The organism is Halanaerobium sp. DL-01 (assembly GCF_003338615.1).
GTDB lineage: Bacteria > Bacillota > Halanaerobiia > Halanaerobiales > Halanaerobiaceae > QPJE01.
Window position 1 is genome coordinate 1 of the sequence record NZ_QPJN01000007.1, and the last position, 12,176, is coordinate 12,176.

At 34.7% G+C, this 12,176-nt stretch carries 11 protein-coding genes, 1 pseudogene and 1 riboswitch; of the genes and pseudogenes, 1 reads left to right on the forward strand and 11 read right to left on the reverse strand.

Annotated elements, in window-relative coordinates:
- The 4 genes and pseudogenes from DER71_RS12480 to DER71_RS03790 form a co-directional block, all read right to left on the reverse strand.
- A pseudogene (locus DER71_RS12480) lies at positions 1-154 on the reverse strand (reverse transcriptase domain-containing protein); the annotation flags it as partial.
- 751 nt (positions 155-905) lie between these two features.
- A complete protein-coding gene (locus DER71_RS03780) occupies positions 906-1,346 on the reverse strand; it encodes an Hsp20/alpha crystallin family protein (protein WP_114457034.1) in 441 nt (146 codons plus the stop codon).
- Positions 1,347-1,524: 178 nt separating this feature from the next.
- Positions 1,525-2,658 (reverse strand): N-acetylglucosamine-6-phosphate deacetylase, encoded by a 1,134-nt coding sequence (gene nagA, locus DER71_RS03785; RefSeq protein WP_114457035.1) that lies wholly within the window; start codon positions 2,656-2,658, stop codon positions 1,525-1,527.
- A 60-nt stretch (positions 2,659-2,718) separates the two neighbouring features.
- Complete coding sequence (locus DER71_RS03790; RefSeq protein ID WP_114474331.1) at positions 2,719-5,091, reverse strand: Lon protease family protein; 2,373 nt, start codon at positions 5,089-5,091, stop codon at positions 2,719-2,721.
- Positions 5,092-5,304: 213 nt separating this feature from the next.
- On the opposite strand from DER71_RS03790, the gene DER71_RS03795 reads away from it, so the two are divergent.
- Positions 5,305-5,979, forward strand: coding sequence for a redox-sensing transcriptional repressor Rex (locus DER71_RS03795; protein WP_114457037.1), 675 nt, complete (start codon positions 5,305-5,307; stop codon positions 5,977-5,979).
- Here DER71_RS03795 and DER71_RS03800 read toward each other — a convergent pair.
- The 7 genes from DER71_RS03800 to nikR form a co-directional block, all read right to left on the reverse strand.
- Complete coding sequence (locus DER71_RS03800) at positions 5,936-7,336, reverse strand: amidohydrolase family protein (RefSeq protein ID WP_114457038.1); 1,401 nt, start codon at positions 7,334-7,336, stop codon at positions 5,936-5,938. The two genes, DER71_RS03795 and DER71_RS03800, sit on opposite strands and share 44 nt — an antisense overlap.
- Before the next feature lie 94 nt (positions 7,337-7,430).
- Positions 7,431-8,174 carry an ABC transporter ATP-binding protein gene (locus DER71_RS03805; RefSeq protein ID WP_114457039.1) on the reverse strand — a complete coding sequence of 248 codons (744 nt, stop codon included), beginning with the start codon at positions 8,172-8,174 and terminating at the stop codon, positions 7,431-7,433.
- Positions 8,161-8,865: an ABC transporter permease gene (locus DER71_RS03810; RefSeq protein ID WP_114457040.1), complete on the reverse strand. Its 705-nt coding sequence runs from the start codon at positions 8,863-8,865 to the stop codon at positions 8,161-8,163. Before DER71_RS03810 ends, DER71_RS03805 begins: the two co-directional genes overlap by 14 nt.
- A gap of 64 nt (positions 8,866-8,929) precedes the next feature.
- Positions 8,930-9,757, reverse strand: a complete 828-nt coding sequence (locus DER71_RS03815; RefSeq protein WP_114457041.1) for a substrate-binding domain-containing protein — start codon at positions 9,755-9,757, stop codon at positions 8,930-8,932.
- Positions 9,758-9,886: 129 nt separating this feature from the next.
- A riboswitch (molybdenum cofactor riboswitch) is annotated at positions 9,887-10,017 on the reverse strand.
- A 101-nt stretch (positions 10,018-10,118) separates the two neighbouring features.
- Positions 10,119-10,241: a hypothetical protein gene (locus DER71_RS12365; protein ID WP_255416507.1), complete on the reverse strand. Its 123-nt coding sequence runs from the start codon at positions 10,239-10,241 to the stop codon at positions 10,119-10,121.
- A gap of 268 nt (positions 10,242-10,509) precedes the next feature.
- A complete protein-coding gene (gene tsaA, locus DER71_RS03825; protein ID WP_114457043.1) occupies positions 10,510-11,595 on the reverse strand; it encodes a tRNA (N6-threonylcarbamoyladenosine(37)-N6)-methyltransferase TrmO in 1,086 nt (361 codons plus the stop codon).
- Between the two features lie 20 nt (positions 11,596-11,615).
- Positions 11,616-12,038: a nickel-responsive transcriptional regulator NikR gene (nikR, locus tag DER71_RS03830; protein ID WP_114457044.1), complete on the reverse strand. Its 423-nt coding sequence runs from the start codon at positions 12,036-12,038 to the stop codon at positions 11,616-11,618.
- Positions 12,039-12,176 lie beyond the last annotated feature (138 nt).

Sequence of the window (12,176 nt, forward strand, 5' to 3'; positions counted from 1 at the left end):
TAACTACTTCATAAGCTCTTTTAGCTTTCCTTTTTGATTTCGTCATTACCACAAAATCATCAGCAAATCGCACCAGTTTATACCCTCTTTCTGTCATTACTTTATCGAACTCATGCAGAAAGATATTTGCCAGCAGTGGCGATATTACGCCACCCTATATTATCAGCCACGTTTTAGGTTATCACCAATCGCCCCCTCTGACATATTACTACTGAGGTTATGGTGTTTCTGACCTATCACCTTTGAGATTAGATTTCTCCCTCCGGCTATCAGCCTGACCCACTACTTTAAGCAGTGTTTAAACCATTAAAATCTGTCTACCACTCCTGTATTATCTTCAACTTCGACTGCGCTGGCTGTCCTTTGCTAAACTGGCTTTATCCTCCTGCAGGTCACCCTGTTATCTAAGGACCAGTCATCATAGCTACTATTGACGCCATCTGAACTCTGTATCTACTTTATCCTGGTTTTCCCGTTCAGGTTATGCCTCGACTTACTAAAACTAGTTTTAGTTTTAGACAAATACAGAACTCCTCCGGCCAATTATTCCATCTTGCTGTCATTCCAACCCTAATCACATCTGCAAATCCAGCCTAGATTGCATGGTTTTTATGCCGGCATTGAGCTTCTTCGATTTTTTGGCGAATCGCCATTTACAGATGCCACCTCTGGTTCACATAATGTTTTGGACTAACAGCACGTCTCAGACTCTTCAGATTCCACCTCACGGTGAACACCCTGTCACTGTTGACTTCTACATGATACATGCCACAACATAGATAGGACTTTCACCTATTATCAGAATAATTTACGGAGCACACAAAAAATTAGCCCGGCGGTAATGCCGGGCAATAAAACATCCTTAAAATTGTCCTTTTCGTCAATATTTATTTTTTAAATCTAAATTATTCAATATCTATTGTGCGGGATTTAACTGATGTTTTTTCTTTTTTAGGAAGATGAACTTTCAAAATTCCATCATCATATTCGGCTTTTATCTCATCTTCATTTACATTATCCAGATAGAAACTGCGGGAATAAGTTCCTCTTCTTCTTTCGCGCCGGATATATTTATCTCCTTTTTCTTCTTTACTTTCTTCATTGCTTGCAGTAATTGTCAGATAATCTTCATTTATTTCTAAATTGATATTATCTTTCTTTATACCAGGCATTTCTGCTTCAATTAAAAATTCATCATCGTTTTCCTTGATATCTGCTCTAAATCCGCGATCCGCAAAATCCATCACATCACCAAAAAAGTCAGAGACAATACGATTAAATGGATCATCCTCGCGATCGATTAAATCTCTTCGATTGCGGTTTCTAAAAGGTACAAGATCAAACATAAAACCACCTCCGAATTTTTCTTTTAAATTATTTTTCTTTTAACTTTCTATTATTATTATAGTCAAATAGTCAGAAAAGGTCAAATTATTAAAAATGCCGAAAATGACATTTATCTCTCTTTAAATCAAATTATCTCTCAAATACTCCTTTATTTTTATAAAATATTCCCTATTTAATTTATAAGGTTTTCCCCCGTATAAAAGTTTTTAGAACCTCAAATTTTTTATTTAGAAGAATTAGATCTGAAAAATAGTTTTTTTCTATTCTACCTGTTTGATGATCAATTCCAAGTTTTTTGGCAGGATTTAAAGTCACCATTCTAAAAATTTCAGGAATACTTAAATCGGTTATACTCATAACATTTCTGACAGCCTTATCCAGAGTGAGCACACTTCCTGCCAGCTGACCACTTTTTAGCCTGGCTGCTCCCTCCTTTACAAATACTTCCTGTCCACCAAGCTCATATTTTCCATCTTCCAGCCCTGCTGCTTCCATAGAATCTGAAACCAGAATAACTCTATCAGCACCTTTATATTTTATAGTAAGTCTATCAACTGCTTCATGATGGTGTATCAAATCGGCTATCAATTCTACTGTCAAATCTGAATCCAGTGCAGCCCCCACAAGACCAGGTCGGCGGTGGTGCAGTCCTGACATAGCATTATATAGATGTGTAAAATGATCCATTCCTGCCTCTCTGGCTGCCTGGAAATCTTCATAATTAGCTGCAGAATGCCCGGCTGCAGCAGTAATATTATTCTTTTTTAATTCCTTTATTAAAGTTAATGCTCCCTTTTTTTCTGGAGCCAGTGTAACTATCTTTATTACATCATAATAATCTCTAAGCAGATCAGGATCTGGATCAAGAATATAGCGGCTGTTTTGAGCACCAATATATTCTTCACTTATAAATGGACCTTCTACATGGGAACCTGCTATTACTGCTCCATCAGTACCTCTATCTGCTGCCTCTCTGACAGCAGATAATGCCCTTTTTATTTGGTCAGGGCTCATAGTCATTGTTGTCGGCAAAAATGCAGTAACACCATGTTTGGCAAGTGTTTTACTAATAGAATTTAATGCATTATAATCAGCTTCCATAGTATCTCGACCTGAAGCTCCGTGTGTGTGAATATCTATAAATCCTGCTGAAAGATATGCACCTTTACCATCAATAACTTCCAGATCAGAACTGTCCTCTAAAATATATGGGACAATTTTTTCTATTTTTTCTCCAAAAACAATTGATCCACCACAGATAATTTTATCGTTAGTTATAATATTTATATTTTTAATTAATTTTTTCCTCATTTTTTCAGCTCCTAAAGTTGATCCTTCTTAAGACAGACCCGTGATGTTTGTCAGCAGACTTTAACTTCTATCATTCTCTTCTAAAGATTCCTCAACTTCTGCATATTCTTTTAATACTGCTTTTACTTTTTTGTGCACTTCATCTGCCGGTGTATCCAGCATGATTTCCAGTGCCTGGTCTATCTTTTCAACACTGTACAGATGGAATTGATTATTTTTTACCGCATCTAAAACTTCATCATTTAACATCAGATTATCTATATTTCTCTCAGGAATCACAACACCCTGACTTCCGCTCAATCCCTTTGCCCTACATACTGCAAAAAAGCCTTCTACCTTTTCGTTGACTCCACCTATCGGCTGTACTACTCCCTTCTGGTTCATAGAACCTGTAATAGCAATATCCTGTCTAATAGGTATATCTGATAGTGAAGAAAGAAGTGCCACAACTTCAGCACAGGTAGCACTGTCACCATCAATACCACCATAGCTCTGTTCAAATGCTATGGATGCAGTTAAACTAAGTGGGTTTTCTTGAGCATATTGACCACCAAGATAGCCAGTTAAAATTAATACACCCTTACTGTGTATCTGCCCACTCATTTTAACCTCACGCTCTATATTTATAACACCTTCTTTTCCAAGGTATGTTCTGGCAGTTATTCTGGAAGGCCGTCCAAAAGCATAATTTCCCGCCTGATAGACGGAAAGTCCATTTATCTGACCAACTTCCCAGCCGCTTACATCTACCAGCAGTATATCTCTATCTATTCTTTCCTGCACTTTCTCCTCAAGCAGGTTGGAGCGCTTTTCTTTTTCTTCTATAGCTTTTAGTACAAACTCATCTGTCACATATGTGGAATTACTTCTTTCTGCCCATGCATCAGCCTCATAAAGAATATCTATCAGCTCATTAAATTTAGTAGATAATTTTTGTCTGTCCCCTGTTAGACGGGAACTAAAATCGACCATCTTTGCCACAGCTGAGGCTGTAAATGGTTTTAAATCATCTCTATCAATAACTGTAGAAATAAAAACAGAAAATCTATCTATATTATCAGAATTTCTGTCCATTTCAGTATCAAAATCTGCTTTAATTTTAAAAAGCTCAGAAAATTCTTCATCATAATTATATAATAAATAATAAATATAGGGGGAACCAATCATTATTATTTTTAAATCCAGCTCTACTGCCTCAGGCTTCAGTGTAATAATGGGAACACTTCTGTACTGCTCACCAATGTTTTCTACTGTAATTTCCCCATTGATCAGACTTCTTTTTAAAGTCTCCCAGGAAAATGGGTTTGTGAGCAGATCATGTGCATGTACAATTAAAAAGCCACCATTAGCTCTGTGAAGAGATCCGCTTCTTATCATTGTAAAATCTGTCGTAATAGTACCAAACTGACTTTTACCTTCTATCTTTCCAAACAAGTTATAATAAGTTGGATTAGTTTCGTAAACCACAGGAGCACCTTTTGTATCACTGTGATTAACAAACAAATTTATATGATAACGTTTAAAAAAACTGCCGTCTTCATCTATTTCAAACGGAAACATCTGTTTCTGATTATCATCACTGCTGCGAAAGCGGTTTATATTTTCCGCAATATCATCCTGAACTTTCTGCAGATAATTAACTATTTCAGGAACATCACCATATTTATCCTGGAGATGACAAATAATAGGCTGTACTACAGAAATACCTATTTTCTTTTCCAAACTTCCCAGCTCTTCCTGTGCTTCTTCTTTGATAGATCTTACCTGGCGCATAATCTGAGAGATTTCTGTCTGAATCTCCTGAATTTCTTCTCTAATTTCACTTTTTTCTTCTTCAGACAGCTGCTGATAATCTTCACGTGAAAGTGGTTCTCCATCTTCATCTAATGGAATAGGAACAAGTCCCTGAGGGGTATTCTGCAAAAGGAATCCCCGTTCTTTTACTTCTTTTTCAAATTCTTCCATCAATTTAGTGGATTTTGGCTGATACTGGTTTATTATTTCTTTTCTCTCTTCATCATATTCTTCTCCTTCAAAAGCACGCGGTATCTCTTCTTTGAGTTCTTCTATTATTTTTTCCATATCATTTTTTAAAGAAGCTCCCGTACCTGCCGGTACATACATTACCTTTGGTTTTTCGTATTCCGAAAAATTAAAAACATAAAGGATATCTTTTGGGCATTCCATATTTTCTGCTTTTTTTTCTGCCATTTTTTCAGCATAAGTTGATTTTCCTGTACCGGACTGTCCTGCCATAAATATATTATAGCCTGGTTTTTTTACATGCATGACAAAATCAACTGCTCTGGCAGCCCTATCCTGTCCTATTATCTCTCCTTCCATAGAATCAAGCTCATCTGTATTCTTAAAAGAAAAATTTTCGAAATCATATTTAAATTCAAGTTTTTCATCTGTTATTTTATATTTATCCATCAATATTCCTCCTCGATTATGTTATTCTTAAACAAAATTTTTTGCCTTAAATAGGCAGGTAACCCTCCCCATCTAAAACTTCAGAGTTCATTCCTTAATTATTATTTCTGTAAATCTTCTTTTTATCCTGCTTGATATAATTATTATAGTAAGATAAAATATAATTGAAGATTGTTATATTTTTTACAAACTATTAATTAAGGAGAATCTGTTATGGGAAAATCAACTGAAAAAATACCCGAAATTATTATAAACAGACTGCCTTTATATTATAATCACCTTAAAATGCTCCAGGATTCCAGCAAAGAATATATATCTTCAGAAGAACTCTCAGAACTCACCGGACTCAGCAGTTCTTTAATAAGAAAGGATTTAAGTTATTTTGGCACATTTGGCCGCAAAAGTTATGGATATGATATTGACTGTCTGTTTCAGCAGATAAGCATTATAATGGGGTTTAATTACACAAAAAAAATTATAATTGTTGGTGCAGGGTATCTGGGCCAGGCACTGGCTTACAATCGAGGTTATGAAGAAAGAGGTTATAAACTAACTGCAATTTTTGACAAAAATCCAAAATTGATTGACCTATATATTAATAATATAAAAACTCAGCCGATGGAAAATCTAGAAAAAGTTATTAAAAAAGAAAAAGTTGCTATTGCAGCACTCACAGTTCCAGAAGGAGCTGCCCAAAATATAACCGACCGCCTTGTCGCGGCCGGAATTAAAGGCATCTGGAATTTTGCTGAAATTCCTCTTAAAGTACCAGATAACGTATTTTTACAGGAACAGCATATCAATCAGGGACTGTGCAAATTATCCTGTTTTTTAAATCAGGAGATCAGTGATCCTCGCGAAAAAAATCTGAAGTGCTGGCAGGAATAAATTTTCCACTTCCTTTTTCTGCTGTTTTATTTTCAGCAAATATTATCTGACCTCTTCGCAGTGTCATATATACCGAGCCTTTTACCTCAAAATTTTTATATGGACTGTAACCAGCTGCAGAATGAAGATTTTCTGCAGTTAATTTTATGTTTTTTTCTGGATCAAAAACTGTTATATCAGCATCTGTTCCTTCCTGCAGTGACCCCTTTTGAGGATATAAACCAAAAATCCTGGCAGGATTATAAGCAAGCATTTTTATCATTTCATTTAAAGAAAACTTTCCACTTCTAACTCCAAAATGATGTATCAAAGCCAGCAGAGTCTCTGTACCTGGTATCCCGGGCAGGATATCAAGAGCTGATTGAGACCTAAATTTTTGACTGGGAGTAAATGAACAGTGGTCTGTAGCAATCACCTGAAAATCACCTTCTGCTGCACCGTTCCAGAGTATTTCATTATCATATTTTGTTCTAAGAGGGGGAGTCATTAAATAAAGCTGTGCTTCTTCCTGTCGAAGATAAGACTGATCCAGCAGAAGATAATGGGGTGCTGTCTCTGCTATAATTTCCGCACCTTTTTTCCTCAGTTTTTTAATTTCCTTTAGCCCATATTCGGAAGAAACATGAACAATATAGAGGGGAATATCTGCCCGCAATGCTTCTTCACCCATATCTTTAACTGCCAGTCCTTCTGCAACTGCAGGCCGAATGGAAGGATGCATGTCAGCAGATATTAAATTATGCTTTGAATATATTTTCTCTAAATCTTCAATAAGCTTATCTTCCTCAGCATGTACAGTAGGAAGCAGTTTGAGTTCTTTCAGTCTTTTTAGTACATCCCTCCATCTGCCGCGCTCTATCACATAGCCTTCTCGTCTATATGTTGTAAATAACTTAACACTTGCAATTCCAATTTCTTTTAAAATTTTTAATTTTTTAGATATTTCCTGATTAAAATCCTCAATTACCTGATGAAAATTGTAATCGATAATAGAATCAGCTGCTTTAAGACATCTTTTTTCAAAAGCACTTTTAAAATCAGCATCTGGAGGAAAATCAATATAATCAATTACAGTTGTTACCCCACCTGCTGCAGCAGAAATACTGCCTGAATAAAAATCATCTGCAGTAATTGTATTTCTGGATTTTAAATAATAATGTGTATGTGCATCTATAATACCGGGAAATATGTATTTACCATTCAGATTAATATTTTTTAAATTTTCAGCTTTTTCTACCTGAGAAAAACTGCCTGGTTTCCCGATAGAAGCAATTTTTTCTCCTTTTATAAGCACATCAGCTTTCTGAGATCTTTTTTCATCTATCAGCAGAGCATTTTTCAAAAGCAAATTTTCCATAGAAGAACCACTCCTCTTTTTATTAAGGGAAGTTTCCAAAAAATTATTTTTAGAGTTGAAAATGGGGAAACTCCTTATTATTAGTTCTTCATTATTAGTTCTTCATTAAAAGTCGATAATCCTGCTTTGAACTGTAATAATTATTATCATTCTGATAGTGCAGACCTTTAATCGGGCCGCTGTACTGTACAGATCCTTTTTTGAGTACAGTTATTTTTTCAGCCAGACTTCTTATCTGGTTTTTGTCATGTGTCACCATAACCACAGTCATTTCCTCTGTTACAAGTTCTGCAAAATGTGAATTAAAAAATTCTATACTTTCTTCATCAAGGTTGGTAGTTGGTTCATCAACAAAGACAATTTCCGGTTCAGTTATTAATGCTCTCGCTATAGATACTTTTTGCTTTTCTCCTCCTGAAAGGGTTGCAGCTGACTGTTCAAGCAGATTTTCTATTTCAAGTCTTTTAGCTATTTCTTCCGTTTTTTTGAGATATTGATTTTTATTTAGACCACGCAGTCTGAGGGGAAGGCTTATATTATAAATTACACTACCTCGGTAAAAATATGGATTCTGCCAGATTACAGAAAATCTTCTTCTGAGCTTAACTTTATCAGTTTTAGGACCAATAGTCTGATTTTTATATATCAGATCACCACTAAAATCATCATCTACAAGAGATAATATATTTAATAATGTTGTCTTTCCACTTCCATTATGCCCGATAATAAAATTAAACTGACCCTCATAAACATTAAACTCCCGCAGATTCAGTATATTTTTCCCTTTTATATTTTTTTTTATATTTAAAGCCTTTAAAATAATTTTATCGCTGCTCATATTCTTTCCCCTCCTGCAGAGAATATACACCAATATTGATTATAAAAGCAAGAAGAAGCAGTATCAGCCCCAGGGCAAGCCCAAATCCAAAACGACCTTTATTTGTTTCAAGAGCCATTGCAGTAGTAATTGTTCTGGTAACTCCTTTAATATTTCCACCCAGCATCATAGAAATTCCGACCTCACCTAATACACGGCCAAAACCTGTAATAACAGCCCCCATAATTCCATATCGGGCTTCCAGTAATAAAAGTTTAAACTGCTGAATTTTTGTTGCTCCAAGAGAAAGAGCTGTTTTGTAGAGCTTTTCATCAAGTGAATAAATAGCATTTCTTATTAAAGCAGTTATCAGTGGGACAATTAAAATTATCTGACCAATAATGATACCTCTAAAAGAAAATAGCATCTCATATTCTCCCAGAATTCCTCTTCTAGAAATAAGGGAATACACAAATATTCCCACAACCACAGTCGGCAGGCCCAGAAGAGTATTTAATATTATATTTACTATTTTTTTACGTCCAAAATTAGTCCTGCCGATAAATATACCGGCAGGAATTCCTATAATAGAGGCAAAGAAAGTTGATGTAATAGAAAGACGCAGTGATGTTGAAACCACATTAAAAAGTTCTCTATCAAATCCAATGATTAAATACCATGCTTCCTGAAATGCTTCTATTATATAGTTCATCTTTCTTCACCTCTATCTATAATAACATAATACTACTATATTATTTATTTTGGAGAAAATATCTTTAGTTAAAATTTTCCGGTGTTATTGCAGATGGATTAAACAATCTTTCACCATATTTAGTATAATTATAAATCATCTGCTGACCTTCCTGAGAAGTTATATATCCTACTAAGGCCATTGCTTTCTGATAATTAACATGTGTATGGTAGGCTGGATTTACAGGAATTATTCCATATGGGTTAAACAGCAGCGGATCCCCACTTACAAGTAGTTCAAGATCTATATCTCCACTGTAAGCTAAAAATGTACCTCGATCGGCCAGAATATATCCTTCTTTTTCATTGGCTACATTGATGCTTGCCCCCATACCCTGTCCTGTTTCCATATACCAGCTGCCAGATGGTTTAACTGATGCTTTTTCCCAGAGGCTTAACTCTTTTTTGTGTGTTCCTGAGTCATCACCACGAGAAATAAAATTACTTTCCGAATTAGCAATTTTTTCAAGTGCTGCTACAGCTGATTCCATACCCTTAACTCCTGCAGGATCATCTGCTGGACCTAAAATAACAAAATCATTATACATAACATCTCTTCTGTTAACACCATAACCAGCTTCTACAAAAGCATCTTCTGCTGCTCTTGCATGTACAAGTATAATATCTGCATCTCCATTTTCTGCAAGACTAATGGCTCTACCTGTACCAACTGCAATAACATCTACTCTAACATCAAATTTTTCTTCAAATGTAGGCAGTATTTCATCGAGAAGTCCGGAATTTTCTGTGCTTGTTGTTGTTGCCAGAATTAATCTGTCCTGAGCCAGCGCCATACCACTAAACACCAGAGTAATCATTAAAATAATTAGAAAAATTGATAATTTTTTGTTCATAAGAAACCCCCCTTTATATTCTGAATATTGTTAAAAATATAAATAATCTTAACAATAAAAAAAACAATAAAAAAACCTTCCGTATAAATAATTTACCGGAAGGTAAAAGGTGGGTCTACACCATTAAATTCAAACAAAATCATCACTCCTTTCCAATCCGGGAGGTCAGAATGTTTCCCTACTGACCCTATCGGTATTTTCTCCATAGATATATATTCTATACATCCTTAGGAACAAAATACTCGGAGTTATATAATTTTTATCTCATAATTATTTTACCTAATTTTTTATTTAATGTCAAATAAAAACCGGAGCCTTACAGCTCCGGTAAATAAAACATCATTTTACAATTGATTCTTTTTTAATAACCACCATTCATGTAATAATCAACTAAAGCTTTGCTTTTAAGTTTATCATATCCTCTGGCGTCAATTTCTTTTGTCTTAACATCATTTTGAAGTTGCTTATACTTAAAGATTGTCATTTTAAATGCCCCTCCCTTTAATTTTGGATTTTGGTAAGGGAACATTCTCGCTACACGTCTACTTTGTTCCTTTTTAGTAAACAAAACGACCACATAAACAAACTAAGTTTCTCTCTCTGTTGGTTCAATTATATTATACTATATGAGTCTTAATTTAACAAGAAAATATATTATAGAGTTTTCAGAAAATTATTTTTAGAGCTGCAAAAAAAAGATTTTGTCATAAATAAATTTTTTACATTAGCAGTTTAACTGAATAAATTTTATCCTATTCGATTTTTCTGACAATTCCACTTCCGTCAACTTGGAAATATTCTGTTCCTGCACATGATCTGCACAAAATTCTACCACCATTTTTCACTGATTTGGAAGCCATAATTTTTTCTCCACATTTTTCACAAAATTGATCTTCAAAAATGGGTGCATATTCTGGAATATCTATTTCTATATTCTGATAAATGTTAAAAACATTTTCTGCTTCTTTTTCTATAATCTCAAAAGCTATAGTTTTCCATACCTCTTTGAGCCTTTCTGCTTCAGTATCTGTACCATCTCTGCGGGTAATTACCTTATTGAAAAGTTCTTTTGCCTCTGGATAATTATCCTTTATAAAATCTTTCTCATCTTTTAAAATATATCTGATATTACCTCCATTTCTTTTTGCAAATGTAACAGCAGTTTTACCCAGATCCCTATATATAAGCCCATTGTTTCCAAAAGTTGAACCACTGATATACTGGATTCCATCACTAAAACAGCTGTTGGTCTCAACCACTGCCAGCATTTTTTCCATACCATCATTTGTTACATCTAATTTACGCACTCCATCAACAGCTGCCACAACTCCTAAAGCAAGATAGGGGCAGAAATGTCCATGAAGTTCTCCTGCCTTAAGCAGCAGCTCATTCATATTTTTATATTTAATCATCTTATCAATTTCATAGCGTGGGTTTTCTTTCTGCATTGACAGTGCCGGGGTATCCATAAATGGTGTATAGGGCTTAATATCTATTACAGGTGTCATATCTATTGCATCAAGTCCATAAACATGAATTTTATTGTCCTCTATTTTTAATATTTCTACTGTAGTCATTCCTATTGAATTGGGGCGGCGCGGACTCCGAGACGCAAAAACACCCCGTTTGGGCCCCATTCTTCTTCTGCTTACCAGATCAAAACCTTCTGACTTATGGAGGTAAAATAAAACCTGAATATAATCATATTCATCCAGCTTATCAAGCCCCTGTTGATACTCCTCTTTTACTTCAATTATACTTCTTGCTTTTTTCATTTTATCAGGTCCAACCGGTTTTTTATATTTGCTTTTTACATATCCTATCTCTATTAATTCCAATAATATCACTCTCTCTATTATTATTCTCTATCCTCCAAAGCCTTTATGTTGACAACAGTCAATTCCCCATGTTTAACTCCCTTGAGTGCAATAAGTCTTCTTGTAACCTCATTCAGCTTTTTCATCTTACCTTCAACAACAATTACTTCCAGACAGTAATCATAATTTAAATGAATATGAAGATTGCTCTTAAACATACAGTGATAATCATGCTGCAGCTGATTCATTTTATCGGTTAAAGCGAATTTATGGTGGTCATAAATAAGTGTTAAAGTTCCCACTACGATTGATTCATCTGTCTTATTTTCTTCTTCTATTATTTTTTCTCTAATCAGATCTCTTATTGCTTCAGACCTGTTATTATATACTCCTTCATTAATTTTATCAAAATGCTCAAGAAGTTCCTCATCTATTGAAACGCCAAAACGCTTTAAACTGGACACAAAAACACCTCCTCCTTTATATAGTAGCACGAAAATGCAATTCGTGCTACTATATAATACTATTCTGTATTTAATTAAAAAAACCTTTTAAAAAAGAAAAAAGTGCCTGTTAGATGAAAAAACCAGGCACTCAGCACT

What these genes read in the sequence shown, in the direction of transcription:
- nagA (WP_114457035.1), bottom strand. Translation starts at nt 2,658, where the DNA reads ATGAGGAAAAAATTAATTAAAAATATAAATATTATAACTAACGATAAA.
- DER71_RS03790 (WP_114474331.1), bottom strand. Translation starts at nt 5,091, where the DNA reads ATGGATAAATATAAAATAACAGATGAAAAACTTGAATTTAAATATGAT.
- DER71_RS12365 (WP_255416507.1), bottom strand. Translation starts at nt 10,241, where the DNA reads ATGACAATCTTTAAGTATAAGCAACTTCAAAATGATGTTAAGACAAAA.
- DER71_RS03810 (WP_114457040.1), bottom strand. Translation starts at nt 8,865, where the DNA reads ATGAACTATATAATAGAAGCATTTCAGGAAGCATGGTATTTAATCATT.
- DER71_RS03815 (WP_114457041.1), bottom strand. Translation starts at nt 9,757, where the DNA reads ATGAACAAAAAATTATCAATTTTTCTAATTATTTTAATGATTACTCTG.
- DER71_RS03795 (WP_114457037.1), top strand. Translation starts at nt 5,305, where the DNA reads ATGGGAAAATCAACTGAAAAAATACCCGAAATTATTATAAACAGACTG.
- DER71_RS03800 (WP_114457038.1), bottom strand. Translation starts at nt 7,336, where the DNA reads ATGGAAAATTTGCTTTTGAAAAATGCTCTGCTGATAGATGAAAAAAGA.
- DER71_RS03805 (WP_114457039.1), bottom strand. Translation starts at nt 8,174, where the DNA reads ATGAGCAGCGATAAAATTATTTTAAAGGCTTTAAATATAAAAAAAAAT.
- DER71_RS03780 (WP_114457034.1), bottom strand. Translation starts at nt 1,346, where the DNA reads ATGTTTGATCTTGTACCTTTTAGAAACCGCAATCGAAGAGATTTAATC.